We start from the raw sequence: 24,658 nt of genomic DNA, 5'->3' as shown, positions 1-24,658 counted from the left end.
CTGCCTCACTGGGGGTTCAACGATTCCTTGAGGTCCGCCGTGAGCGCCGTCACGACGGCGCCGGTGGACTGCTCGGACGGCGAGCCGATCGCCTTGGCGACCGCGCTGGCGATCACCAGGCTCAGCTGGTTGTAGTTGGGGGTGGCCGGCCGCAGCTTGGCGGCCAGGATGCTCTCCTTGAGCACGGGCAGGTACGGATAGCGCCGGATCAGGGCGGGGTCGTCGTAGATCTCGGCGAGCACGGGCGCGAACGAGCCTTCGGTGAGCACCCGTCGCTGGTTGTCCGGGCCGGTGAAGTAGGCGATGAAGTCCTGGGCGGTCTTCTGGTGCTTGGAGTAGGCGCTGACGGCGAGGTTGAGGCCGCCGAGCGCGCTCACGCCGGGGCCGTCGGGGCCGGGCAGCCTGGCGACGGCGACGCGGTCGCCGAGCTTCTCCCTGGCGGGGCCGTAGGCGTGGGGCCAGTTGCGGGCGAAGGCGAGTTCGCCGTTCTGGAAGGCCAGGCGCGACTCCTCCTCCTTGTAGGCGAGGGCGTTCCTGGGGATCCAGCCTTCGGTCACCCCCTGGCGCAGGAAGTCGAGCGCGGCCCCGGCGCGGGCCGGGTCGAGGGTGACCCGGCCGCCGTCGGGGCTGAGCACCTGGCCGGAGACGGCTTCGGAGAAGTTCACGGTGAGTCCCTCGTAGGCGAGGAACTGCCCCGCGTACCCCCCAATTTCATGATTTTTCGTGATTTTGATGGCTTGTTCGCGAAGTTCCGCCCAGGTCGTGGGCGGCTCGCTCACGAGGTCGGTGCGGTAGTAGAGCAGACCCGCGTTCGTCGTGTACGGCACCGCCCACAACTTGCCCTTGTAGGTCGCCGTGTCCACGACCTGCGGCAGGAACGTGCCGAGCGGGAAGCGGCCGCGCTCCAGCGGGATGATCCAGCCGTTGTCCGCGAACTCGGCGGTCTGGATCACGTCGAGGCCGAGCACGTCGTACCGGTCGCTGCGGGCCTGGAGGTTGGAGACCATTTGGGCGCGCTGCTCGTCGGCCTCCTCCGGCAACTCGATCAGCGAGATCTCCTCGCCCGGGTGGGCGCGGTTCCAGCGGTCGAGCAGGGGTTGCAGGTAGGCGGTGGTGTCGCGCCCGGTGGCGAAGGTGATCGGGCCGGTGCCGTCGGCGACGTCCGCCCCGCCCGCCTCGTCGCCGCCCGAGGCCGCGCAGCCCGCGGCCAGGACGGCGGCGATCAGGACAGGCAGCACGCGGAACACCGGGCACCTCCGCAGTCGGGGGCTACATACGTGTTAGGTAGATGCATTCATGTTATGCACACAGGTAATCTGGAGGTCAATAACGCGTTCGTAACGTGCGTGGAGGTGGTGCGGTGCGGCTGCACCTGTTGGCACTCCTGGCCAAAGAGCCGGCCCACGGCTACGAGCTCAAGCAGGCTCTCGAACATACTTTCGGTAGCGCCTATCCCTCGCCCAACATCGGCCAGATCTACGTCACGCTCGGCAGGCTGGAGAAGGACGGCCTGGTCAGAGCCGTCGACGTCGAGCAGTCCAACCGGCCCAACAAGAAGGTCTACTACCTCACTGCCCAGGGCAGGGACGTTCTCACCCAGTGGGTGGACGAGCCCACCGAGGGCCCCCGAGTCCGCGACGAGTTCTTCATGAAGCTCGTCCTCGCCCCGCTGACCGGCATCGCCGACCGTGCGGCCCTCATCAACCGCCAGCGCCGCCACTATCTCGCGCTCGTACGCGACCTCGACGACCTCCTGGAGCGCACCGACCCGGCCAACCGGATCGCCTGCCTGCTGATCGAAGGGGCCATGTTGCACCTCCAGGCCGACCTCGACTGGCTGCAGCGCTGCCAGGAGGACCTGCTGTGATCCTGAAGACCGTCAACCTGGTGAAGATCTACGCGGGCGGCGCGGTGCCCGTGCCCGCCGTCAGAGGCGTCGACCTGCACGTCGAAGAGGGCGAGTTCGTCGTCATCATGGGGCCGTCCGGGTCGGGCAAGTCCACCCTCGTGCACATGCTCGGCGGCCTCGACGCCCGCACCAGCGGCGAGATCTGGCTCGGCGGCAAGCGCGTGGACACCCTGTCCGAGTCGGCCTGGGCGATGCTGCGCCGCAAGCGGATCGGCTTCGTCTTCCAGTTCTTCAACCTGGTGGCCAGCATGACCGTGGCCGACAACGTCGAACTGCCCGCGCTGCTCGCCGGGGCCACGCCCAAGGAGGCGCGCGAGCGCAGAGAGCACCTGCTCGACGCCCTCAACCTCACCGAGCGCGCCGACGCGCCGCCCGCCCGGTTGTCCGGCGGCGAGCAGCAGCGGGTCGCGCTCGCGCGGGCCCTCGCCAACCAGCCCACGCTGCTGCTGGCCGACGAGCCCACGGGCAACCTCGACAGCCGCAACACCCGCGACGTGCTGCGCCTGCTCGGCCGGGTGCACAAGGACGGCCAGACCATCGTCATGGTCACGCACGACGCCCGGGTCGCGAGCCTGGCCGACCGGTGCGTCAGCCTGCTCGACGGGGAGGTCGTCGACGACGGGCGCATCGCGCGGCGGCGCCGTACGGGGACCGTGGGCGAGGTCATCGAGCTGCGATGAGCTCATTCCGGGCGGGCGCCAGGTGGATCAGGGCCGACCTGCGGGCACGGCGCGGGCAGGCGCTGCTCACGGTGCTGGCCGTCGCCGGGATCGTGGCCGCGCTGATCATGGCGGCCACCCTTTTGCAGGAGGGCACCAATCCGTGGCGCAGCCTGTTCGCCCAGACGGGCGGGGCCCACGTGTGGCTGCACACCAAGGACAGCCCGCAGATCGGCGACCTGCGGGCGATCGACGGGGTGGTCCAGACGGCCGGGCCGTACCGGTCGGCGGCCGTGACCGTCGTGCGCGACGGTGAGAAGGCGCCCGCCGCGCTGCGCGCCTTCGCCTCCACTCCGCCGGAGGTGGCCCACCCGGTCGTGACCGAGGGCCGCTGGCTCGACCCCGCCCAGCCCGACGGCGTGGTCGTCGAGCAGTCCTTCGCCGAGGCCCTCGGACTGCGGGTCGGCGCGGCCGTCACCGTCACCGCGCTGAACGGCGCCCGCCACACGATCTACGTGCGCGGCGTCGCGGTCTCCGCGGAGCAGGGCTTCTACCCGCGCTGGACGCCCGGACTCGGCTGGGTGCTGCCGGGACTGCTCGCCCGCATTGAGCCCGTCCTCGGTCGCAGTGAGTGGGTGACCGGCCTGCGGCTGTCCGACCCCGAGGCGTCCCAGGTGGTCGCGCAGCGGGCCGTGGTCGTGCTCGACGACCAATTGCAGCGCCTCTACACCTGGCGGCAGGTGCGCGCCGCCATGGAACTCGACAACCGGCTGCTCGGCACGCTGCTGGCGCTGTTCGGCGTGGTCGGACTGGTCGGGGCCGCGCTCGCGCTCGCCAACGCGGCGGGCGGCCGGGTGCTCGCGCAGCTGCGCGACCTCGCGACGCTCAAGTCGATGGGCTTCACCCGCGCCCAGATCGCCGGGCTGCTCCTGGTCGAGCACGGTGCGCTCGGGCTGTCCGGCCTCGCCCTCGGTACGGTCGCCGGGCTCACGGCCGCCACCGTGGTCCTCGGCACCGGCTCCGTCGCCCCGCTGCCGGTGCTGGCCATCGTGGGCGGGACCGCGTTCGTCGTGCTGGCCGCAGTGGGCCTGCCCGCCTGGCGCGGCGGGCGCACGCCCCCGATCCCCGCCGCCCCGGCCGCGCCGCCGCGCGGGCGCCTGTCGCGGCTGGCCCGCCTCGCCCTCCTCGTACGGTTGCCGCCCGCCCTCGTCCTCGGCACCCGGGACGCCTTCAGCAGGCGGGTGCCCGCGTTCCTGACGGTGTTCGGCGTGGCCGTACCCATGATGATGATCACCATCGGACTGGGGGTGTGGGCCACCCTCGACGATTTCACGAAAAATCCGGACTCGGTGGGGCAGAGGGCCGCTCTCCACGTCCGCCCCGGCAAGCTCGCCCCCGCCGACGCCGAAGCCCTCGCCCGCCGCGACCCCGGCGTGGCCGCCGTCTACCCCGGCAGCGACGTCAACGCGCTGGCCCCCGGCCAGGCCCGCTCGGTCAGAGTCCGTGCCCTCGGCACCTCCTTCGACCCCTACCCCTTCCCGGTGGTCGAAGGCCGCATGTACGCCCGGCCCGGCGAGGCCGTGGCCGGGCAGGGCCTGCTCGACCTGCTCGGCGTCGGCGTCGGCGACCGGGTCCGGCTCACCGTGGGCGGTACCCCGCTGATCGTGCGCGTCGTCGGCCGGACGATCGAACCCGACCTGGACGGCGAGGTCCTCTCGCTCGGCCTCGACAGCCTGGAGGACAAGGACGCGGTGCCCCCGGCGTACTACGCGCTCTCCCTGGCCGGTGGCGCGGACCCGGCGCAGGTGCGGGCCCGGCTGCTGGAGACCTCGGGACAGGCCCTGGAGGTGCAGCGGGTCGTCAACCCGGCCGACCGGCTGGCCGTGATCCGGGTGGTGATCGTGGCGCTGGTCGTGGTGCTGACCCTCATCGGCCTGGCCAACCTGCTGACGGCCAGCGCACTCGGCCTGCGCGACCACGCCCTGGACCTCGCCGTCCTGAAGGCCATGGGCCTGACGCCGCGCCAGCTCACCGCGACCCTGGTGACGGGCACCGGGCTGCTCGTGGTGCTCGGCGTGGTGGCGGGGGCCGCGGCGGGCGCGTCGGCGGCGACGAGCCTGATCGACCTGCAAGGCCACGCCAGCGGCGTCGGCGCGGGCATCGGCCGCCCGCCGTCGGCGACCACACTGGCCCTCGCCGTCCTCGCCGCCGTGGGCGCCTCCCTGGCCGTGGCCCTCCTCCCCGCCAGAAAAGCCGCCCGCGCCCAGGTCCCGACAGCCGCCCGCTGACCGGGCCGTCCGCGCGTAGGTGTCGCCAGGCGCCCGCTGGGGGCCGTGCGTAGGTTGCGACGGACGCCCGCTGCCCATACTGGCCCGCCCGTTCTCGGGTTCGAGCAGGGCACCGGACACCTGTGATGGGGCCTGATAAGGCTGAGCGATCAGGGTCCCGCGCGCGCGTCAGCGGCGCCAGCCACGAACACTGCATACACGTACGCGGATGCGACGCCGACCACGGCATCGGCCGACTCCCCTGCCACACCCCTCGGGCGGCCAGCCCGCACAACGTCGGGAACGACTGCCCCGGACGCGGCGGGTAGGCGAGCGCGTGGAGCACCCGCCCACGGTCACCCGTCACCCCACAGGACAGGATCTCCACATACCGGACGGGCTGCTCGGGCGGCGTCCACGGCTCCAGGTCTAGCAGCGAGATCACCCAGAGCAGGCGCAGGTCCACTGCCTGATCCAGGCGCACCCGAGCCCATGAGTCACCCCGAACCTCGCGCACCACGCCGTGCATGCCGACAAGCTGCTCGGCCCAATCCCGCGCCGCCACCGTGTCGCCGTCCGAGATGCGCACGACCATGACCCAGTCGCCCGGCTCGATGGTCGTCACCGGACGCCCGCCCGTACGCCCGCAGGCTCGGGGACGAAACCGTCGCCGGACGCACCTGCGACGCCGGACACCAGTTCAGCCCAGACGACACGAGCGTGTGTCGCGCCCGACTGATGGAAACCCCAGCGGTGCGCCAGCGCGGCTACCAGCATGAGCCCCCTCCCGCCGCCCGAGGTGTCCGAGACCGGCCGCACCACGGGGCACCCGTCTTCCGACCCCTGATCGTGCACGGCCACCGTTACCAGCACGCGCGCATCACGTGCCTCCGCCGAGACCTCCAGGATGAACGTGCCCCTCGGATCTCCTGACGCCGTATGACGGACGGCGTTGGCGGCCAACTCCGCCACCAGCGTCTCCGCGCTCTCGACCACCCCCGGGGAATGGCCCAGACGGCGCAGCACCAGTGCCGCGCACTGCCGGGACAGCCGCACAGACAGCTCCGTCCCAGGCAAGGTCAGCTCCACGATCGGCCTCATCGCCACCCGACCTCCCTTCGCACGGTCAGGGGCGCCCGCCGTGTGTCCGGATCGCGGCTGAACGCGGTGATACTTCCGTGCTGCCACGGCATGAGCGAGGCTCTAGTCTGTTCCACGGGTCGCACCTCCGTGCGATCAAGGCCCCGGCCGGTGGTTGGCTCACCGCGTCCGGGGCCGCTTCGATGTCGGACCCTGAGAAGCTCGGGTCTTGCCCTCCCCAAGGGTGCCCGCGAGGATTACCGTAGGTAGGGAAACGACTACGACAGCCAGCCTCGTCACCCGGCTGTCGCCCGCCTGTCGGACCCTGTTGGATGGAGTCGTGATGCCCCCCGCACGAGACCTCGACGGTGGTGCGAGCCCGCTCGCGTACTTCGGCGCCGAACTACGCCGTCTACGGGTTCAAGCCGGACTCTCACAAGATCAGGTAGGCGAGGCGGTGTTCTGTTCCGGGTCTCTGATCGGCCTGATCGAGAACGCCAAGCGATCACCCTTGCCCGACCTGGCGCAACGGTGTGACGAACTGCTTAAGACCGACGGAGTGTTCACCCGGCTGCTGCCACTACTTCGTGTTTCGAGTCATCCCTCGTGGTTCCGTTCCTGGATTGACGTGGAACGAGAAGCACGGACCCTGTGTACTTGGGAACCGCTGATCATTCCTGGTCTGTTGCAGACCGAGGAATACGCTCGCGCGATTCTGAGCAGGCAACCGGGGATCTCGCCTGATCGCATCGAGGAGCAGGTTGCGGCAAGACTCGATCGCCAAACGATCCTCGTACGTGATGATCCTCTGCTCTTGTGGGCAGTACTGGACGAAGGCGTTCTCCATCGGCCTATCGGCGAACCGCATGTGATGCGCGACCAGCTCGACGCGTTGATCACAGCGTCTACTCGCACCCACATCACGGTGCAAGTCGTTCCCTTGGACGCGGGTCTGAGCTGTGGCTTGGTGGGTGCCTTTGCGATTGCGAGCCTCCAGGGAGGCCCGGATATGGTGTACCTGGAATCAGAACGTGAGGGGCGCGTTACCGACCTCCCGGACGATGTCGCAGCCGTCACAAACCGTTACCGGGCTATTTGCGCAGATGCTCTGCCTGCTCGGGCGAGCATCGACCTCATAGAGAGAGTGATAAAAGAGAAATGGACGCAGACCTGAGCAACGCCACGTGGCGAAAGGCGCGCCGCAGTGGCAACAACGGCGGTAACTGTGTCGAGGTGGCGCTAGTGGATGGGGCCAAGGAAGGCCAGACTCGCGTCTACGCCATGCGTGACAGCAAGAACCCTGCCCCCGACAAGGTGCTGATCTTCACGTCCGCTGAGTGGGATGCCTTCCGGCTCGGCGTGAAGGATGGCGAGTTCGACGACCTGAGCTGATCGCCTGGCTCAGTCGCCGATCCCCTGATTCGCGCCTGACTGGAGCCCCGTCCATCCGACGGGGCTCTTTGTCGTCCGGCGTGGCTCCACCGACCTGTGCGGGTGTCCGCTCAGCCTCGGGGTTCCCAGCGGAAGGCTGTGGCGGCCACGGCGATGGACACGACGGTGACCAGCAGTGACATGGCGATCGCGAGCAGAATCCCGGACGGGCTGCCGCCGCCGTCCCAGCCGTAGCGGGCCAGTTGGGCGAGGGCGCCGCCGGGGACCGCGAGTTGCTCCGGGCCGATGTCCTCCGGCGAGGTGGTCAGCGTCCAGATCAGTCCGGCGGCCACCACCACGAATGCGGGCGCCGTGGTGAACTGCGCCGCCTCGGGGGAGGAGGTGAACGCGGCGGTCAGGAAGGCCAGCGCCGCGAACATCGCCCCGCCGACCAGCACCGCGAGCACCAGCAGCGCGGGCTGGGCGGGAACCTGTCCGGCCACCGCCCCGGTCAGCCCGAACAGCACCGCCGCCTGCACCAGCGCCAGCAGTACCAGCGGCAGCATGAGCCCGGTCACGATGCCGAGCACGGAGGCGCGGGAGGAGCGCAGCCGCTTGAGGTAGAGCTGCTGGCGGCGGGCCGACAGCGTGGTGGTGCCGGTCAGGTACACGGTGAACGACAGCAACATCCCCATCTGCACCACCGCGAGGGCGGAGGTCCCCTCGCCGACCGGCGAGTTCTGGCTGAACGACAGCCCGGCGAACAGCAGCGGCAGCGCCAGGGCCATGAGCGCGGTGGTCCGGTTGCGCAGGATCAGGCGCAGCTCCGCGCCCGCCACGGCCGCCCAGCCGTTCATCGGACCCCCTCCAGTTCGGCGGCCGCGCTCTCGGCCCGGACGCTCGCGAACACCTCGGCCAGCGACGCGTCGGCGGCCGACAGCCGTCCGAGCTCGTGGCCCTCCCTCTCCGCCCATGCCAGCAGCCGGTGCAGGTCCTGCTGGAGACGGCGGGTCCACACGGTGAGCAGTCCGCCGTCGAGGACGCTCTCGCCCTCGAACGGCGGCAGCGGGCCCGCGCCGGGCGGGAGCGCGCAGCGGATCCGGGCCGCGTGCGAGGCCACCACCTCGGCCAGCGTGCCGCTGATCGCGATGGTGCCACGGTCCATGATGGACACCCGGTCGGACAGCGCCTCGGCCTCCTCCAGGTAGTGGGTGGTGAGCAGGATCGTGCGGCCCTCCGCCCGCAGGTCGCGCAGGATCCGCCAGGTACGCTCCCGCGACGCCGGGTCCAGTCCGGTGGTCGGCTCGTCGAGGAACAGCAGCTCGGGATCGGTCGAGACGGCGAGCGCCAGGTCGAGCCGCCGCCGTTCACCGCCGGAGAGCTGCTTGACCCGCACGTCGGCGCGGTGGCCGAGATCGACCAGCGCCAGCGGGTCCGGCGGTCCCGAACGGCCGGGGTGCAGCCGCTGCCACAGCCGCAGGGTCTCCGAGGCGGTCAGGTCGCCCGCGAAGCCGGACTCCTGGAGCACGGCCGACACCCGGCCGGTGAGCCGCCGCCGGTTGCGGAAGGGGTCGAGGCCGAGGACCCGGACCTCGCCGCCCTGCGGGCGCCGGTGGCCTTCCAGGGTTTCCATCGTGGTGGTCTTTCCTGCCCCGTTGGTGCCGAGCAGGGCGAAGATCTCGCCCTGCCGTACCTGGAGGTCGATGCCGGCCACGGCGGTGAAGTCGCCGTAGACGGAGGTGAGGCCGTTGACCTCTACCGGGTTGGTTGACATGCCTCCAGCCTGGTGCGGGCGCGGGCGGCGGCGTAGTGCCGTAAGCGCACCGGGGCGGGTGGCGATGTCACGGGTCCCGATGACATCCGTCATAACGAGCGGGGGCAGCGGCCGACAGAAGGCACAATACGGACATGAGTCCGCCCCCGCTGACAGCCCTGCGCCGGTACACGCTCTGGCTGCTCATCGCCCCGCTGACGATGCTCTGGGCGTTCTCCCTGCCGCCTCTGTTCGTCAAAGAACTCACGGCGCCCTCGCTGGTCGCGTTGCTCACGCTGTCCACGCTCACCTTCGCCGCCTCCGTGCTCCTGGTGCTGTACGCCGCAGGAGGCGCCGGCAAGCCCATCGCGGTGAAGGCGGCGATCTGCGGTGGCGGCGCCCTGGTGGCGGAGCTCCTGCTGTCTTCCGCCGTGGGCACCTTCCACATGCCGGAAGGCATACTGTACGGCGCCTACGCCGGGGCGATCACGATCTGCGCCCCCCTCGGACGGCGGATGGCGGTGGGGCTGGCCGCGCTCGTTCCGATCGGCCTCATCAGCTGGCTGAACCCGCTGCCCGTCCCGGAGGCGCTGCTCGTCGTCGCGATCTCGGCCGTGCTCATCTCGGCCTGCGCCACCCAGTGGTGGACCTACGAGGTGGCGGCCCGCCTGGAACAGGCGCGCAAGGTCGCCGGTGAGCTCGCGGTCGCGGAGGAGCGGCTGCGCTTCGCCGCCGAGCTCCACGACATCCAGGGCCACCATCTTCAGGTCATCGCCCTCAAGAGCGAACTGGCGGCCAGGCTGGGCCACAGCCGTCCCGAAGCGGCCGTGGAGCTGATGCGCGAGGTGCAGCAGCTCGCCCGCGAGGCGCTCACCGACACCAAGGCCGTCGTGGGCGGCTACCGGCAGGTCTCCTTCCGCACCGAGCTGTCCAACGCCGTCAAGGTGCTCAGGGCCGCCGGGATCACGACCCAGGCCGACTTCGCGACGGCCCCGGAGGGGGAGACCGGGCGGCTGTTCGGCCTGGTGGTCCGCGAGGCGACCACGAACATCCTGCGCCACTCCCAGGCGAGCTCGGTCTCGCTGCGCCTGGCCCTCCACGACGACCGGGCCGAGCTGATGGTGTCCAATGACGGGGCGGGAGCCGCAGCGGGGGACGGCGGCGGGCTGAGAACGCTCGCCCGGCGCATGGACGAGGCCGGCGGGCGGCTGCGCTGGGCGGCCGCAGACGGGCGCTTCACGGTGACGGCGACGCTGGAGGCGGCGTGATCAGGGTGCTGGTGGCCGATGACGAGGCGCTGATCAGGGGCGCGCTCGTGGCGCTGCTCGGGCTCGAACCCGACCTTGAGATCGTGGCCGTCGAGGAGACGACGACGGGCGCGGTGGCGGCGGCCCGCCGTACCGGGCCCGACGTCGCCGTCCTCGACCTGGAGATGCCGCCGGGCGACGGGCTGGTCGCGGCGGCGGGCATCGACGCGCCCGTGGTGCTCGTGACCAGGCACGCCCGGCCGGGCGTGCTGCGGCGGGCGCTCGCCGCCGGAGTACGCGCGTTCGTGCCCAAGACCACCCCGGCCGAACGGCTCGCGGAGATCATCCGCGAGGTGCACCGCGGCCGCAGATACGTCGATCCGGAGATCGCCGCCTCCGCGCTGACCGAGGACGACTGCCCCCTCACCGCCAGGGAACTGGAGGTGCTGCGGGCGGCCCGCTCGGGCGAGTCCGTCGCGTGGATCGCCGAGCGGGTGCACCTGGCGCCCGGGACGGTCCGCAACTACCTGTCATCGGCGATGAGCAAGATCGGCGTCACGTCCCGGCACGCGGCGGCCAGGTTCGCCTGGGAGCAGGGCTGGATCTAGCCGAACTTCAGCGCGAACCAGTAGAAACCGTGGCCCGGCAGGGTCAGCAGGTACGGCAGCTCGCCGATCTCCGGGAACGGCACCCCGCCCCTGGCCTCGACCGGCGTCATGCCCTTGAAGCGGCGCAGGTCGAGCTCGACCGGCTGCGGGAACTTCGACAGGTTGTTGACGCAGAGCACCAGGTCGTCGCCCTCTTCGCGGACGAAGGTGAGCACGCTCGGGTTCGACGACCACATCTCGGTGTAGGCGCCGGTGCCGAAGACCGGGTGCTCGCGACGGATCTGCAGCATGCGCCGGGTGAAGTGCAGCAGCGACGCCTCGCTCTTCTGCTGCGCCTCGACGTTGACCGCCTGGTAGCCGTAGATCGGGTCCATGACCGCGGGCAGGTAGAGCCGTCCCGGGTCGGCCTGGGAGAACCCGGCGTTGCGGTCGGGGCTCCACTGCATCGGCGTGCGCACCGCGTCGCGGTCCTCCAGCCAGATGTTGTCGCCCATGCCGATCTCGTCCCCGTAGTACATGACGGGGGAGCCGGGCAGCGACAGCAGCAGCGCGGTGAACAACTCGATGCGGTCGCGGTCGTTGTCGAGCAGCGGCGCGAGGCGGCGGCGAATGCCCAGGTAGGCGCGCATGCGCGGGTCCTTGGCGTACTCCGCGTGCATGTAGTCGCGCTCCTCCTCCGTGACGGTCTCCAGGGTGAGCTCGTCATGGTTGCGGAGGAAGATGCCCCACTGGGCGGTGTCGGGGAGTTTGGGGGTGCGCGACATGATCTCGGAGATCGGCTCGCGGGTCTCCTTCTTCACCGCCATGTAGATGCGCGGCATCAGCGGGAAGTGGAAGGCCATGTGGCACTCGTCGCCGCCGACGGTCGGGTCGCCGAAGTACTCGACGACGTCCTCAGGCCAGCCGTTCGCCTCGGCGAGCAGCACCCGGTCGGGGTAGAGGCGGTCGATCTCGGACCTGACCTTGCGCAGGTAGGCGTGCGTCTCCGGCAGGCCGGAGCAGGCCGTGCCCTCGCGCTCGAACAGGTACGGCACCGCGTCCAGCCGGAAGCCGTCGATGCCGAGGTCGAGCCAGAAGCGCAGCACCTCCAGCATCGCCTCCTGCACCGCCGGGTTGTCGTAGTTCAGGTCCGGCTGGTGGTGGAAGAAGCGGTGCCAGTAGTACTGCTTGCGCACCGGGTCGTAGGTCCAGTTGGACTCCTCGGCGCCGATGAAGATGATCGGCGCGTCCGGGTAGCCCGTCGGCTCGTCGGCCCAGACGTAGAAGTCGCCGAACGGCCCCTCGGGGTCGTGGCGGGAGGCCTGGAACCAGGGATGCCGGTCGCTGGTGTGGTTCATCACCAGGTCGGTGATGATGCGCAGGCCACGCTCATGGGCAGACTCGATCAGCTTCACGAAGTCGCCCAGGTCGCCGAAGGACGGCAGGATCTTCATGTAGTCGGAGATGTCGTAGCCGCCGTCGCGCAGCGGCGACTCGTACAACGGCAGCAGCCACAGGCAGTCGACGCCGAGCCATTCGAGATAGTCGAGCTTGTCGACCAGGCCGCGCAGATCTCCGGTGCCGTCGCCGTTGGAGTCCTTGAACCCCCGGACCAGGACCTCATAGAAAACAGCCCGCTTGTACCATCGCGGATCCGCTGACACGAAGTCCTCGGACACCGGCTCAGGCGCAGGGGATGCGTTGATCATAGTTTCGCTCACAGAAGGAGATGTGGGCAGGACCAAAGCCACCGGTTGCCCCGGCGATGTGTGTTGTGGTGACCGCGCCGCGCTGGAGTCGACATCCCTGCGATCTCCACGCCCTGAGCCGACCCGGATTCGTGGTCCGGTGCCCGCTGTCTCGGCGGCGCTTACGGGCCGAACACTACCAGTCCGTCGGCCTTCCGGAGCCCGCTTGTGCTGTGCTCGCTGTAATACCCGTGAGATCGACGCGTAATCGCGATGTTACTTAGCGTTCGCTAGAAAGGTGGCCGCAGTTCGCCGAGATCGCTCTCGAAATCGCTCAGCCACACGCCGAACAGCACCAGCCCGCGCGCCCAGAACCGGTCGTTCCAGCCGCTGAAGCGGGTCAGCGCGTCCGGCCCGCCCGCGATCACCTCGTGCAACTCCTCCGACAGCAGCGCGGGCACCCGTTCGGCAACCTTGGCGAGCATCCGGTGGGAGTAGGCGCGCGCGGGCGCGGCGGTCGAGCGCAGCGGCACCCGCCGCAGCGGCTGCTTGATCACGTTCGTGGACGGCAGCGCGGCCACACGCGGGTTGGCGGCGTGCAGCAGTTCGCGGTAGAAACGCCCGCCCGCCTTGCGGGCGACGCCGACCGAAAGGGCCGCGTCGAAGAAACCGGGATGGATGAACGGCGCCGCGAACCCGGCCTCCGGTCCCACCAGGTTGACGGCCGAGCGTGCGATGCCGCGCACCGTCCGCGTGTGCAGCACCGACAGGGGCAGCTCCGCCTTGTGCCCGTGCAGCATCGAGGTCGCGGCGGCGAACTGATCGCGGACGGTCTGCGCGACCCAGGCGTCCGCCTCCGGCGACAGGAACGGCTGGGACGGCGTGCCGAGCGACAGCGACTTGAGCACCGCCGCCGACCGCTCCGCCTGCGTGGTGGCCTCCAGCGCGGCCCCGCTGACCATGAAGTTCTTCAGCAGCGGCCCGCCCGCCAGGCCGTCCACGAGCACCCGCCCGGCGCCGTGCACCTCCTTGGCGAACGGCGCGTACCAGGCGTGGTGCGGCGTGAGGTACTCAAGGCGCCTGGCCACCTCCAGCGCGTCGTCCGGATAGGCGGCGGCGTCCTGGGTGACGACCCGGTGGGGGATGCCCAGCTCGCGGGTGATCGAGCGGGCGAAGGCGATGTCGGTGTCCGTGCCGTCGTCGGGGCTGGTCGTCCACGACTCGACATCGGAGCCGCGCGCCACCGCCACACTGGCCAGCAGCCGCGAGTCGTAACCGCCGCTCACCGGCACCAGCAGCCGCCGCCCGTCGTAGTCGGCGTAGACCTCGTGCAGGATCGCGAGGATCTCCTCGGCGCTGGTCCACGCCTCGTGCGGCTCCTGCCGCAGCCAGCGCGGCAGCAGCCGTTCGGTGCTGAGGCGCTCGCCGTCGAAGACCAGTGCGGCCGAGCCGGGCAGCCGCTTGACCTCCGTGTACGGCGTCGCCTCCCCGAGCGGGAAGGTCACCTGGATGATCGACGCCCACGCCGCCCAGTCGATCTCGACGGGCACCAGCGACAGCAGCGGCTGGATCAGTGAGGAGAAGTAGACCGCCTCGCCGATCCGGACGTGGTAGACGTCCACGAGGCCGAGCGCCCCGGCGTGCAGCGTGACGCGGGAACCCTCGCCGATCAGCCCCGGGGTCTCGTACGTCTCGGCGACCGCCATCCACGCACCGGAGCGCTCGTCGGCCGGATCCGGCCTGCGCTCCCCCCAGGAGAACGCGAAGCGCCCCTCGGCCCGGCGGTAGGGCGGCAGGGGCGCGGTGCTGTACAGGACGGCGTGCTCGGACTGGAGAGCGGGCCGGCACCGGGGACCGGCGGCGGCGAGTTTGGCGACGACGACGGGGTCGATCCGCCCCAGGGCGCCGCAGACATAGGGCCGCACATTGAACTGCACCGGTTCCATCCCTTCCTGCCGCTTACCGGTTGAAGGGTATCCTTTGGCCTCGTGAGCGAGGGCAGCGAGCGAGTCAGAATGACGGGGCCGGGCCGATGACGGAGCTGGAGAGCACCAGGCGCGCCCTGCGCGACGCCGTCGCACAGGCCGAGCGCGCGGGCGAGCTGGCCCGCCTGCTCGAAGACGCCCAGGCGCGGCTGGCCGAGGCCGAGAGCGGCACCGAGGAGCTGGCCGCGCTGACCGCGCGCCTGGCCGAGGCCGAGGAGCTGCTTGAGGACGAGCGCGAGGCGGCGGCCAGGCTGCGCAAGGAACTCGCCGAGCAGCGCTACCAGGCCGAGGTCGCCCAGTGGAAGCTGTCGTCGATCAAGGTGGCCCGCTGGAACCGCCTCGGCGACGCCATCAAGTCGGGCAAGTCCAACCCGGTGCGTCTGGCCAAAGGGCTGCGCAGCGTCTCCAAGGCGGTCAAGCGCCCGGTCGCGCCCAAGCGGCGGCCGGTCGCCGACAAGCCGCAGGCCGAGCGTCCGGGGGCGGCCTTCCAGGCGACCGCCTCCACGCGGACCGTCGGCGGGGCCTCGTTCCGGCTGAAGCCGTTCCGGGTGCCGACCGGCCCCAACACCCGCCCGCACCTGACCGCGGCCGTGATCGCCGACCCGCACGCCGAGGCGCTGCTGCGCTACGAGTGGCGGCAGACGACCGGGTTCACCCCGCGCGACTTCGCCAGGGTGCTGCCGCTGGAGATGCCGCACCTGCTCGTGGTCGAGTCGGTGACCGAGGGGCCGTGGGCGGAGGAGATCGCCGGCGAGCCGGGCGAGGGCCTGCGGGCGCTGCTGGCCTGGTGCGCCGAGCACGGCATCCGCACCGTCTTCTGGCACACGCAGGGCGACCCGGCCGAGTACGCGGCCACGGCCGGACTGTTCGAGCACCGCTTCAGCGTCGAGTCCGCGAGCGGCTGGCCGCGCCTGGCGTACGGGGTGCAGCCGCGCGTGCACAACCCGCTGCCGTTGCCCGGCGGTCGCGTCGACCGGGTGCTCACGCTGGAGCAGTTGCTGCCGCCGCATCTGAGCTACCCGGACGTGCTCACCTCCTACCGGTGGCCGGCCGCCGTCGAGTGCCCGCCGGGCACCCCGGCGTGGCGCATGGCCGAGATCGCCGCCTGCGGCACCTCGATCGGCGCCGAGCCCGACTCCCGCCGCGCGCACGCCGCCCTGCGCCGCGCCTACGCCTCCGGCACGATGACCGAGCGGGTGGACGAGCTGCTGGAGCGCATCGGCCTGCCGAGCGCCCGCGCCACGCTCGACGTGTCCGTCATCCTGCCCGTCACCGACCGCGCGCTGGCCGAGCACGCGCTGGCCCAGGTCGCCAAGCAGTCCGGCATCGCCCAGCTGATCCTGTTCGGGCCGCCGGGCCTCGGCGAGCGCGCCGAGGAACTGGTGCCGGGCGCCGAGGTGGTCTTCCGCGAGCCGCACCCGGCCGAGACCGTGGGCGCCACCCTCAACCGGGGCCTCGACCTGTGCGAGGCCGACCTGGTCGCGGTCATGGACCAGCGCGACGTCTACGGCGCCCACTACCTCACCGACCTGCGGCGGGCGTTCCTGTTCTGCACCGCGGACCTGGTCGGCAAGGCCGCCTTCTACGCCCACCTGAGCAAGCCGCAGGCCACCGTGCTCAAGCAGCCCGGCGCCGAGTACACCCACACGCCGGAGATCGCCGGGGCCACCCTGCTGGCCCGCCGTAACCCGATGCGGGAGCTGGGCTTCCCCGATCTCACCGACGACTGGGACCAGGTGCTCATGCGGCGCTGCCGCGCCGACGGGGTGAAGGTCTTCTCCGCCGACCGGTTCGGGTACGTCCGGGTGCGCGAGGAGGACCCCGCGCTGCTCGGGTCCGCCCAGCTCGTCGAGTACGGCTCGGCCGAGCCCCACGCCCTCATCTGAGCCCGTGCGCCTGGCCCGTGCCGCCGAGATCCTCGGCGAACCGCCGGTTCCCGAGGGGGACTGGCGGGAGGAGGCCGGGTACGTGTCCGGCGCCGCGCTCCGGCGCCGGTGCGACCCGGCCGAACTGGCCGCCGCCATCCCGGGCGCCTCGGTGCTGCCGCCGGGGCTGGTGCGGTTCGTGCTCGCCGAGCCCGCCGAGGTGCTGGGCGAGGTGTCCCCGGTGCCCGACCAGGGGTGGGACGACTTCCCCCGCACCTTCGCCAACCCCGGGTTCGTCGTGAGGTACGCCCGCGCGCGGGCGGTCGCCGTCGGGCGGTGGGCGGCCGAACTGGGGGTGCCCGCGCTGCCGTTCGAGCCCGCGCTGCTGGACGCACCGCAGGACCGGGCGGTGCTGCGGGTGCTGGCCGAGCTGCCGGGCAGGCGGGTCAGCGCGGCCCCGGGATGGGGGCCCTGGCTGGTACGGCTGGCCGCCGCCTACCACGACGCCTTCGAGCACGCCCCGGCCGTGCCATGGGGGGACGAGCCGGTGCGCGGGGTGCACACGGCGCGGGTCAGGCTGGCGGGGGCCGTACAGGAAGTCCTTCCCGGACCCGACAGAATCTGAAATTTCACGCCATAAGGCGTGAAAGTGCGGAAAACCTCTGTGAAATCAGGGGGCGGCGTCTCGACAGGTGGGCAGTGTGTCCGGCGCCACCTCCTGTTCCGATAGCCTGCTTTGGGTGAGTCGATTCGCCCACCCTGCAGGGGACAGGCACGCCGAGATGCTGCCCCACGAGCGCCCTCCGCTGGCGCCCGCCGACCTCAACCGGATCAACCCCGCGATCTGGCCGCGAACGTCGAGCAGGACCGAGGGCGCGCTCACGGTCGGCGGCGTCGACGTCCGCGACCTGGCCGGCGAGTACGGCACCCCGCTCTACGTCCTCGACGAGGCCGACGTGCGCTCGCGCATGCGCGACTACGCCACCGCCTTCGCCGGATCCGAGGTCCACTACGCGGGCAAGGCGTTCCTCTGCAAGGAGATCGTGCGCTGGCTCGCCGAGGAGGGCCTCGGCCTCGACGTGGCCAGCGGCGGTGAACTCGCCGTCGCGCTCAGCGTCGGCTTCCCCGCCGAGCGCATCACCTTCCACGGCAACAACAAGTCCGTCGCCGAACTCACCCGCGCCCTTGAGGCCGGGGTCGGGCACGTCGTGGTCGACTCCTACGCGGAGATCGACCGGCTCGGCCGCCTGGCCGCCGAGCACGGCGCCCGGCCCAAGGTCATGATCCGGGTCACCACCGGCGTCGAGGCGCACACCCACGAGTTCATCGCGACGGCGCACGACGACCAGAAGTTCGGGCTCTCGCTCAACACCGGCGCCGCCGCCGAGGCCGTCCGCCGTATCCTCGCGCTGCCGCAGCTCGAACTCGTCGGGCTCCACTCCCACATCGGCTCCCAGATCGTCGACACCGCCGGGTTCGAGGTGGCCGCGCGGCGGCTGGCCGCGCTGCTCGTCGAGATCAAGGACGAGCACGGCGTCGTGCTGCCCGAACTCGACCTCGGCGGCGGCTACGGCATCGCCTACGTCGAGGGCGACGAGGCCCCCGACATCAAGGAACTCGCCGACGGCCTGCGGGAGATCGTCTCCCATGTCTGCGCCGACGCCGGGCTACCGGTGCCCAGGCTCACCGTCGAGCCCGGCCGCACCATCGTCGGGCCGGGCGGCATCACCCTCTACGAGGTCGGCACCGTCAAGGACGTCGAGGGCCTGCGCGCGTACGTGAGCGTCGACGGGGGCATGAGCGACAACGTGCGCACCGCCCTGTACGGCGCCGAGTACACCGCGGTCCTGGCCGGGCGCGAGAGCGCCGCCGAACCCATGCTCAGCCGCCTGGTCGGCAAGCACTGCGAGAGCGGCGACATGATCGTGCGCGACCTGCACCTTCCGGCCGACATCGCGCCGGGCGACCTGGTCGCGGTGGCCGCCACCGGCGCCTACTGCCGGTCGCTGGCAAGCAACTACAACTACCTGCCCAAGCCGGCCGTCGTCGCCGTCTCGGGTGGCAAGGCCCGGGTCATCGTGGCGGGCGAGACCGAGGACGACCTGTTGAGGGGGCAGATATGAAAGTCGCGCTGCTGGGATGCGGCGTCGTCGGCTCACAGGTCGTCAAACTCCTGCACGAGCAGGCCGACGACCTCGCCGCGCGCATCGGCGCGCCGCTGGAACTGGCCGGGGTCGCGGTACGCAGGCTGGGCCGCAAACGCGACATCGACGTCGATCCGGCGCTGCTCACCACCGACGCCGAGGCCCTCGTCACCCGCGACGACGTCGACCTCGTGGTCGAGGTCATCGGCGGCATCGAGCCCGCCCGCTCGCTGATCGTCGCGGCGCTGTCCAGGGGCAAGGCCGTCGTCACCGCCAACAAGGCGCTGCTGGCCGAGGACGGCGCCACCCTGCACGAGGCCGCCCGCGCCGGAGGCGGCGACCTGTACTTCGAGGCCAGCGTCGCGGGCGCCATCCCGCTGCTGCGCCCGCTGCGCGAGTCGCTGGCGGGCGACCACGTCCGCCGGGTGCTCGGCATCGTCAACGGCACCACCAACTACATCCTCGACCAGATGGACACCTCCGGCGCCTCCTTCACCGACGCGCTGGAGGAGGCCCAGGCGCTCGGGTACGCCGAGGCCGACCCGACCGCCGACGTCGAGGGCTTCGACGCCGCCGCCAAGGCCGCGATCCTCGCCGGGCTGGCCTTCCACAGCCGGGTGACCGCCGAGCAGGTGCACCGCGAGGGCATCACCGAGATCACCGCCACCGACGTCGCCTCGGCCAAGGCCATGGGGTACGTCATCAAGCTGCTGGCCATCTGCGCCCGCTCCGACGACGGCTCGTCCGTGGGCGTGCGCGTGCACCCGGCGATGATCCCGCGCACCCATCCGCTGGCGGGGGTGCGTGAGGCGTACAACGCGGTGTTCGTCGAGGCCGAGTCGGCGGGCCAGCTCATGTTCTACGGCAAGGGCGCGGGCGGCGCCCCGACCGCCTCCGCCGTGCTAGGCGACCTGGTCGCGGTCGCCCGCAACCGGCTGGCAGGGGCGCGCGGGCCGAGGGAGTCGACCTACGCCTCGCTGCCCGTGCACCCGATGGGCGAGACCGTCACCCGCTGCCACGTGGCGCTCGACGTCGCCGACCGGCCCGGCGTGCTGGCCCGGGTGGCCGAGGAGTTCGCCCAGCACGACGTCTCGATCCAGACCGTACGCCAGGAGGGCCACGGCGACGACGCCCAACTGGTGATCGTCACCCACCGGGCGACGGACGCGGCGCTGACGGCCACGATGGAGTCGCTGCGCAAGTTGGAGTTCGTGCGCGCCGTGGCCGGGGTGATGCGGGTGGAGGGCGACGAGTAGTCGCTGTGCCAGTCCCTGCGCGGGCCCGCGCGCGAGCGGCGGGCCCGTCAGCTCACCCCTCCGACAGCAGGTACTGAGCCCAGATCGGGGGCCGGGCCGTCGAGAGGGCGTCGAAGCAATCGCAGTTGCCGCATCCAGGGAACATCGGGGTCTCCTCGTTTCGGGCGATTGCCCATGTACCCCTGTCCAGCCTGTCCTACTCTGACCCGCAAGCGTCAGTTACGTGATGGTTTTCCGCTTGCCCGCCAATAGTATGGTTTTTTGTAAAACGTACTAGAAGAGCGGGTGAGTGGACGATGGAAGTCGAGCAGACGGCCCTGCCCGGCATCGGCCTGCGGCACGAGTTCACCACCCAGTCAGGGCGCCGAATCGGGGTGGTCTCCCACCGCACCGGCCGCCGCGACCTCGTCATATACGACAAATCTGACCCCGATCAGGCGTGCGAGGCGGTCAAGCTCAACGACGAGGAGGCCGACGCCCTCTGCGAGCTGCTCGGCGCGCCCCGCATCGTGCAGCGCCTGAACGAGCTCCACCGCCAGGTCGAGGAGGGCCTGGTCAGCCTCCAGCTTCCGATACTGCCCGACGGGCCGTACGCCGGACGCACCATGGGCGAGGCGCGCATCCGCACCCGCACGGGCGCCTCCGTCGTGGCCGTCGTGCGCGCGGGCCGCGTCTTCGCCAGCCCCGGACCCGACTTCGGGCTGGACGGCGGCGACGTCGTGGTCGTCGTCGGCACGCCCGAGGGCACCTCCGCCGCATCTGACATCCTCACCACGGGATAGGGCCGCGGGTGCACGGAATCCTCCTGCTTGAGCTCGGCGCTGTCGTCCTGGGGCTCGGCGTACTCGGCGCGCTCGCCCTCCGTGGGGGCATCTCTCCCATTCCCCTCTATCTCATCGCAGGTCTGGCGTTCGGTACCGGAGGCATCCTGCCGCTGGCCACCAGCCAGGAGTTCATCGCCGTCGGCGCCGAACTCGGCGTCATCCTCCTGCTGCTCACCCTGGGCCTGGAGTACAACGCCGACGAACTCGTCACCAGCCTGCGCAGCAACGCCAGAGGCGGCCTGGTAGACCTCGTCCTCAACGCCGCGCCGGGCGCCATCGCCGCGCTCCTGCTCGGATGGGGGCCGGTCGCCGCCGTCGCGATGGCCGGAGTCACGTACGCGACCTCCTCCGGCATCACCGCCAAGGTGCTGTCCGACCTCGGCTGGCTCGGCAACCGGGAAACCCCCGTGGTGCTGTCCCTGCTGGTCTTCGAGGACCTCACCATGGCCCTCTACCTGCCGATCCTCACGGCGGTGCTGGCCGGGGCGAGCCTCATCGGCGGCGCGGTCACGGTCGCCATCGCCCTCGCCACCGTGAGCGTCGTGCTGCTGGTCGCGCTGCGGTACGGCCGCCTCATCGAGGCGTTCGTCCGCAGCCCCAACTCCGAGGTGCTGCTGCTCAAGGTCGTCGGCCTGGCCATGCTGGTCGCCGGTATCGCCCAGGAACTGCAGGTCTCCGCCGCCGTCGGCGCCTTCCTCGTCGGCATCGCGCTGTCCGGCGAGCTGGCCGAGGACGCCAGGGCGCTGCTGGCGCCGCTCCGCGACCTGTTCGCGGCGGTGTTCTTCGTCTTCTTCGGCCTGCAGACCGACCCGGCCGCGATCGTCCCCGTCGCCGGTCTGGCCGCCCTGCTGGCCGTCGTCAGCATGATCACCAAGCTGCTGACCGGTGCCTACGCGGCCCGCCGCGCGGGCATCGCCAAGGCCGGTCAGGCCCGTGCGGGTATCGCGCTGATCCCGCGAGGAGAGTTCAACATCGTCATCGCGGGACTCGCGGTCGCCGCCGGGGCCCACCCCGACCTCGGCCCCCTCGCCGCCGCCTACGTCCTCATCCTCGCCGCCTTCGGCCCCTTGGCCGCCCGCCTCGTCCAGCCCCTCATCACCGCCATCGCCCGGCGTACGTAGGAAGGGCCCGGCCTCCGGCCGGCCCCTCCAGGCGGCGGACGTGGTGGTAGGCGAGCGTCGCCAGCCCGAGCGCGAGCCCCCACGGCAGCCACAGGAGCCCCACCCCGCCGGTCGCGAAATGGGCCATGCCGGTGCCGAGCGACGAGCGCCAGCTCGCCAGCCCGGCCACGGTCACCGCCACGGTGACCAGCGAGGCGGGCACCACGGCCAGCGCCTCCGGCACCGCCCTGCCGCCCAGGAGCGGGAGCCGTCCGGGGAACACCCGTCCCCACCGCTGCGCGAGCCCGAGCGTGAGCAACGACCCGCCGAGGCAGGCCAGGGGCAGCATGTAGGCCGTCACCCCGGTCATGCCCTTCGCGTCGAAGTCGGCCAGGAGCGCGGCGACGTACGCCTCGTCCACGCCCAGTGGAATGCCGGCCGACCAGGCCGCCCGCTGGATCCCGTACGGCAGCGGCGCCACCCCCGCCACCGCCGTGGCCCACCGGCCGATCCGGCGCCAGTCCGCCGACGGCGTACGGACCGGGGCGGCCCGCAGCGCGGCCCCGGCCCAGAGCGCCCCGCCCGCGACGCATACGAGCTGGTTGAGCACCGGCCAGTCGACGAGCCCGAAGTGGCCGCCGAGCGCGTAGGCGAGGTTCTGCAGCAGCCGAACGTCCGGGAGGACGAACAGCAGCGTCGGCCCGGCCACCCACCCGAAGCCCGCGACGAGCCGGGCGGGCATCGGCCGCCACCACAGCGCACCTGCGGCGACCAGCGCCCCGGCGGCGCACCCCACGGCGAGGAACGGCGCCATCGCCTGCGCCGTGACGCCGGTGAACAGGCTCATCCCGGTCTCGGCACGCGGATCACCGAACGGGAATCCGCCGCCGCCCGACCACCAGTGGACGCCGAGCGCCCCGTAGACCGCGCTCCACAGCAGCGTGCCGTACAGAACCAGGCGTTGTCTCATCGTGTTCTCTCCTGTCGCCTCGGAACGACGCCAAGTCTGTGCGCCCGCCGAGGCCGGGACATCTGCCGATCGGCAGATTCGGCACCCGCCGCGATGACCTACAGTGCGGTCCATGAACAGGGTGATGACGTGCGGTGCCGTACTCGCTGCGGCGGTCGCGGCGGCGGCCTTCACCCGCGCGCTGCCGAGCCCGCTGATCGTGGGCCCCGCGCTGCTGACGATGACGGCCACCGCCTCGGTGGTGGCGGGCTGGCCGCGCACCCTGGGTGCGCTCGCGCCGGTCACGGCCGGGACCGGGCTGGTGAGCGCGGCGGGCACGCTGGCGTGGCTGACCGCGCCCGGCGGTCCCGGCATGACCTGGACGTACCTGCACACGCTCGCCCTGCTCACGCTCATCACGCTCACCGTGCGCCGGGTCCGCCCGTCGCTCGCGATCCCCGCCACCGCCGTGGCGGCGGTGGCGGAGGCGCTGCTGGCGCAGCAGGTCACGCAGCCGGTCTCGACCGCGCTGGACGCGGCCCTGTTCGGGCTGTTCTGGTCCCTCGGTACGGCCGCCGCCGTCGGCCTGGGCCTCTACCTGCGGGCCCTCGACGTCCACCGCGAGCACGCGGTCCTCGACGCCCGCCGCGCCCAGCGTGTGCAACTCGCCCGCGACCTGCACGACTTCGTCGCCCACGACGTCAGCGCCATGGTGGTCCAGGCGCAGGCGGCCCGCGTCCTGCTGTCCCGCGCGCCGGAGGAGGCCGACGCGGTGCTGCGGGAGATCGAGCAGGACGGCACCCGCGCCCTGGCCGCCATGGACCGCACCGTCCGCACCCTGCGCGAACTGGAGGGCGACGGGGTGAGCGCGGAGCCGCTGCCGGGCCTCGACGACCTGCCCGAGCTGGTGTCGCGCTTCGCCGGCACCGGCTTCCCCTCGGCGGAGCTCGTGATGACGCCGCCGGGGCCGGTGCCGCGCGAGGTGGGGACCACCGTCTACCGGGTGGTCGTGGAGGCCCTGACCAACATCCGCAAGCACGCCCTCCCCGGCTCCGACGTCACCGTCGCTGTCACCGGGGACCCCGGCGGCGTCCGGCTGACCGTGGCGGACCGTCCGCCCGCGAGCACGCCGCAGCCCCTTCCCACGACAGCGCCGGTGAGCGCAGAGGAAGCGGTGAGCACGGCCGGGAGCGTGCGGCCGCGCCCGCTCACGGGCGCGCGGGCCGGGCTGGGGCTCGTGGGGCTCGCCGAACGGGTCACCGCACTGGGCGGCACCTTCGACGCCGGGCGGGCCGCAGACGGCGGCTGGGCGGTCACGGCGGTCTTCCCGTGATCAGAGTGCTGGTGGCCGACGACCAGCCCGCGGTACGGCGCGCGTTCCGCACGATCCTCGGCGCCGAACCCGACATCGAGGTCGTCGGAGAGGCCGCGGACGGGCAGGCCGCGCTCGCCGCCGTCCGCGAGCTGCGGCCGGACGTGGTCGTGGCCGACATCCGCATGCCGCGCATGGACGGCCTCGAACTCACCAGGCTGCTGGCCGGTCCCGGCGTCGAGGAGCCGGTCCGGGTGATCGTGGTGACCACCTACGACCTCGACGAGTACGTGCATACGGCGCTGCGCTCAGGGGCGTGCGGGTTCCTGCTCAAGCACGCGGGAGCGGCGCTGCTGGCGGAGGGGGTGCGGGCGGCTGCCGCCGGTGACGCGCTGATCAGCCCGTCGGTGACCGTACGGCTGCTGCGGCACCTCACCCCCTCGCCCGAACGCGCCGGTGTGCCGGGGGAGCAGCCGCTGAGCGACCGCGAGCTGGAGATCGTGCGACTGGTCGCCCTGGGCCGGTCCAACCCGGAGATCGGCGCCGAACTGTTCATCTCCTCCGGCACCGCCAAGACGCACGTCGCCAACATCCAGCGCAAACTCGGCGTCCGCAACCGGGTCGGCATCGCCGCCTGGGCCTGGGAGCACGGCCACGCCTGA

Annotated in this window: 22 protein-coding genes; 15 read left to right on the top strand and 7 right to left on the bottom strand. The window is 71.8% G+C overall.

The features are described 5' to 3' along the window. Positions 1 to 5: 5 nt before the first annotated feature. Positions 6 to 1,247 (bottom strand): ABC transporter substrate-binding protein, encoded by a 1,242-nt coding sequence (locus ABD120_RS28000; RefSeq protein WP_343953114.1) that lies wholly within the window; start codon positions 1,245 to 1,247, stop codon positions 6 to 8. A gap of 113 nt (positions 1,248 to 1,360) precedes the next feature. Here ABD120_RS28000 and ABD120_RS27995 point away from each other — a divergent pair, with 113 nt between their 5' ends. The 3 genes from ABD120_RS27995 to ABD120_RS27985 are packed head-to-tail and all read left to right on the top strand — an operon-like array spanning position 1,361 to position 4,856. Beyond that, complete coding sequence (locus tag ABD120_RS27995) at positions 1,361 to 1,867, top strand: PadR family transcriptional regulator (protein ID WP_343953113.1); 507 nt, start codon at positions 1,361 to 1,363, stop codon at positions 1,865 to 1,867. Next, positions 1,864 to 2,589: an ABC transporter ATP-binding protein gene (locus ABD120_RS27990; RefSeq protein ID WP_343953112.1), complete on the top strand. Its 726-nt coding sequence runs from the start codon at positions 1,864 to 1,866 to the stop codon at positions 2,587 to 2,589. The genes ABD120_RS27995 and ABD120_RS27990 overlap by 4 nt, the downstream gene beginning before the upstream one ends. After that, positions 2,586 to 4,856 (top strand): FtsX-like permease family protein, encoded by a 2,271-nt coding sequence (locus ABD120_RS27985; RefSeq protein ID WP_343953110.1) that lies wholly within the window; start codon positions 2,586 to 2,588, stop codon positions 4,854 to 4,856. The genes ABD120_RS27990 and ABD120_RS27985 overlap by 4 nt, the downstream gene beginning before the upstream one ends. Positions 4,857 to 5,456: 600 nt before the next feature. On the opposite strand, the gene ABD120_RS27980 is transcribed toward ABD120_RS27985, so the two are convergent. Further along, positions 5,457 to 5,936, bottom strand: coding sequence for an ATP-binding protein (locus tag ABD120_RS27980; protein ID WP_343953109.1), 480 nt, complete (start codon positions 5,934 to 5,936; stop codon positions 5,457 to 5,459). Positions 5,937 to 6,258: 322 nt separating this feature from the next. Here ABD120_RS27980 and ABD120_RS27975 point away from each other — a divergent pair, with 322 nt between their 5' ends. Both ABD120_RS27975 and ABD120_RS27970 read left to right on the top strand, forming a co-directional pair. Beyond that, positions 6,259 to 7,089 carry a helix-turn-helix domain-containing protein gene (locus ABD120_RS27975; RefSeq protein WP_343953108.1) on the top strand — a complete coding sequence of 277 codons (831 nt, stop codon included), beginning with the start codon at positions 6,259 to 6,261 and terminating at the stop codon, positions 7,087 to 7,089. Continuing rightward, complete coding sequence (locus tag ABD120_RS27970; protein WP_343953106.1) at positions 7,074 to 7,307, top strand: DUF397 domain-containing protein; 234 nt, start codon at positions 7,074 to 7,076, stop codon at positions 7,305 to 7,307. The genes ABD120_RS27975 and ABD120_RS27970 overlap by 16 nt, the downstream gene beginning before the upstream one ends. 110 nt (positions 7,308 to 7,417) lie before the next feature. Here the strand turns inward: ABD120_RS27970 and ABD120_RS27965 are convergent, their stop codons facing one another. Then, on the bottom strand, positions 7,418 to 8,143 hold the full coding sequence (locus tag ABD120_RS27965; protein WP_343953105.1) for an ABC transporter permease: 726 nt from the start codon (positions 8,141 to 8,143) through the stop codon (positions 7,418 to 7,420). Next, positions 8,140 to 9,060: an ABC transporter ATP-binding protein gene (locus ABD120_RS27960; protein ID WP_343953104.1), complete on the bottom strand. Its 921-nt coding sequence runs from the start codon at positions 9,058 to 9,060 to the stop codon at positions 8,140 to 8,142. The genes ABD120_RS27965 and ABD120_RS27960 overlap by 4 nt, the downstream gene beginning before the upstream one ends. Before the next feature lie 134 nt (positions 9,061 to 9,194). On the opposite strand from ABD120_RS27960, the gene ABD120_RS27955 reads away from it, so the two are divergent. Both ABD120_RS27955 and ABD120_RS27950 read left to right on the top strand, forming a co-directional pair. Further along, entirely contained in the window at positions 9,195 to 10,307 is a 1,113-nt protein-coding gene (locus tag ABD120_RS27955; RefSeq protein WP_343953103.1) for a sensor histidine kinase, read from the top strand. Next, positions 10,304 to 10,894 carry a response regulator transcription factor gene (locus ABD120_RS27950; RefSeq protein WP_343953102.1) on the top strand — a complete coding sequence of 197 codons (591 nt, stop codon included), beginning with the start codon at positions 10,304 to 10,306 and terminating at the stop codon, positions 10,892 to 10,894. Before ABD120_RS27955 ends, ABD120_RS27950 begins: the two co-directional genes overlap by 4 nt. Here ABD120_RS27950 and treS read toward each other — a convergent pair. Both treS and ABD120_RS27940 read right to left on the bottom strand, forming a co-directional pair. Continuing rightward, entirely contained in the window at positions 10,891 to 12,582 is a 1,692-nt protein-coding gene (treS, locus tag ABD120_RS27945) for a maltose alpha-D-glucosyltransferase (protein WP_343953101.1), read from the bottom strand. The genes ABD120_RS27950 and treS overlap by 4 nt on opposite strands. Positions 12,583 to 12,851: 269 nt before the next feature. Continuing rightward, on the bottom strand, positions 12,852 to 14,498 hold the full coding sequence (locus tag ABD120_RS27940) for an asparagine synthetase B family protein (protein WP_425564046.1): 1,647 nt from the start codon (positions 14,496 to 14,498) through the stop codon (positions 12,852 to 12,854). Between the two features lie 95 nt (positions 14,499 to 14,593). On the opposite strand from ABD120_RS27940, the gene ABD120_RS27935 reads away from it, so the two are divergent. The 6 genes from ABD120_RS27935 (at position 14,594) to ABD120_RS27910 (ending at position 21,756) form a co-directional block, all read left to right on the top strand. Beyond that, positions 14,594 to 16,432: a hypothetical protein gene (locus ABD120_RS27935; RefSeq protein ID WP_343953099.1), complete on the top strand. Its 1,839-nt coding sequence runs from the start codon at positions 14,594 to 14,596 to the stop codon at positions 16,430 to 16,432. Between the two features lie 4 nt (positions 16,433 to 16,436). Continuing rightward, a complete protein-coding gene (locus ABD120_RS27930; protein ID WP_343953098.1) occupies positions 16,437 to 17,036 on the top strand; it encodes an anticodon-binding protein in 600 nt (199 codons plus the stop codon). 115 nt (positions 17,037 to 17,151) lie between these two features. Continuing rightward, on the top strand, positions 17,152 to 18,534 hold the full coding sequence (lysA, locus tag ABD120_RS27925) for a diaminopimelate decarboxylase (protein ID WP_343953097.1): 1,383 nt from the start codon (positions 17,152 to 17,154) through the stop codon (positions 18,532 to 18,534). Next, positions 18,531 to 19,811, top strand: a complete 1,281-nt coding sequence (locus tag ABD120_RS27920) for a homoserine dehydrogenase (protein ID WP_343953096.1) — start codon at positions 18,531 to 18,533, stop codon at positions 19,809 to 19,811. The genes lysA and ABD120_RS27920 overlap by 4 nt, the downstream gene beginning before the upstream one ends. 296 nt (positions 19,812 to 20,107) lie before the next feature. Next, positions 20,108 to 20,593, top strand: coding sequence for a cation:proton antiporter regulatory subunit (locus ABD120_RS27915; RefSeq protein WP_343953095.1), 486 nt, complete (start codon positions 20,108 to 20,110; stop codon positions 20,591 to 20,593). Positions 20,594 to 20,601: 8 nt separating this feature from the next. Then, on the top strand, positions 20,602 to 21,756 hold the full coding sequence (locus ABD120_RS27910) for a cation:proton antiporter (protein ID WP_343953094.1): 1,155 nt from the start codon (positions 20,602 to 20,604) through the stop codon (positions 21,754 to 21,756). Here the strand turns inward: ABD120_RS27910 and ABD120_RS27905 are convergent. Continuing rightward, positions 21,731 to 22,705 (bottom strand): hypothetical protein, encoded by a 975-nt coding sequence (locus tag ABD120_RS27905; RefSeq protein ID WP_343953093.1) that lies wholly within the window; start codon positions 22,703 to 22,705, stop codon positions 21,731 to 21,733. The genes ABD120_RS27910 and ABD120_RS27905 overlap by 26 nt on opposite strands. A 112-nt stretch (positions 22,706 to 22,817) precedes the next feature. Between ABD120_RS27905 and ABD120_RS27900 the strand changes: the two genes are divergently transcribed. After that, the gene (locus tag ABD120_RS27900) at positions 22,818 to 24,017 is read left to right on the top strand and encodes a sensor histidine kinase (RefSeq protein WP_343953092.1); all 1,200 of its coding nucleotides are present in this window, start codon (positions 22,818 to 22,820) and stop codon (positions 24,015 to 24,017) included. Then, a complete protein-coding gene (locus ABD120_RS27895) occupies positions 24,014 to 24,658 on the top strand; it encodes a response regulator (protein ID WP_343953090.1) in 645 nt (214 codons plus the stop codon). The genes ABD120_RS27900 and ABD120_RS27895 overlap by 4 nt, the downstream gene beginning before the upstream one ends.

The organism is Nonomuraea longicatena, assembly GCF_039525605.1.
GTDB classification, from domain to species: domain Bacteria; phylum Actinomycetota; class Actinomycetes; order Streptosporangiales; family Streptosporangiaceae; genus Nonomuraea; species Nonomuraea longicatena.
Note: the sequence above shows the minus strand (reverse complement) of the source record. Positions and strands in the feature narration are given on the sequence as shown.

What these genes read in the sequence shown, in the direction of transcription:
- ABD120_RS27920 (WP_343953096.1), top strand. Translation starts at nt 18,531, where the DNA reads ATGAAAGTCGCGCTGCTGGGATGCGGCGTCGTCGGCTCACAGGTCGTC.
- ABD120_RS27980 (WP_343953109.1), bottom strand. Translation starts at nt 5,936, where the DNA reads ATGAGGCCGATCGTGGAGCTGACCTTGCCTGGGACGGAGCTGTCTGTG.
- ABD120_RS27960 (WP_343953104.1), bottom strand. Translation starts at nt 9,060, where the DNA reads ATGTCAACCAACCCGGTAGAGGTCAACGGCCTCACCTCCGTCTACGGC.
- ABD120_RS27970 (WP_343953106.1), top strand. Translation starts at nt 7,074, where the DNA reads ATGGACGCAGACCTGAGCAACGCCACGTGGCGAAAGGCGCGCCGCAGT.
- ABD120_RS27900 (WP_343953092.1), top strand. Translation starts at nt 22,818, where the DNA reads ATGAACAGGGTGATGACGTGCGGTGCCGTACTCGCTGCGGCGGTCGCG.
- ABD120_RS27975 (WP_343953108.1), top strand. Translation starts at nt 6,259, where the DNA reads ATGCCCCCCGCACGAGACCTCGACGGTGGTGCGAGCCCGCTCGCGTAC.
- ABD120_RS27935 (WP_343953099.1), top strand. Translation starts at nt 14,594, where the DNA reads ATGACGGAGCTGGAGAGCACCAGGCGCGCCCTGCGCGACGCCGTCGCA.
- ABD120_RS27905 (WP_343953093.1), bottom strand. Translation starts at nt 22,705, where the DNA reads ATGAGACAACGCCTGGTTCTGTACGGCACGCTGCTGTGGAGCGCGGTC.
- ABD120_RS27965 (WP_343953105.1), bottom strand. Translation starts at nt 8,143, where the DNA reads ATGAACGGCTGGGCGGCCGTGGCGGGCGCGGAGCTGCGCCTGATCCTG.
- treS (WP_343953101.1), bottom strand. Translation starts at nt 12,582, where the DNA reads ATGATCAACGCATCCCCTGCGCCTGAGCCGGTGTCCGAGGACTTCGTG.
- ABD120_RS27915 (WP_343953095.1), top strand. Translation starts at nt 20,108, where the DNA reads ATGGAAGTCGAGCAGACGGCCCTGCCCGGCATCGGCCTGCGGCACGAG.
- ABD120_RS27955 (WP_343953103.1), top strand. Translation starts at nt 9,195, where the DNA reads ATGAGTCCGCCCCCGCTGACAGCCCTGCGCCGGTACACGCTCTGGCTG.
- ABD120_RS27985 (WP_343953110.1), top strand. Translation starts at nt 2,586, where the DNA reads ATGAGCTCATTCCGGGCGGGCGCCAGGTGGATCAGGGCCGACCTGCGG.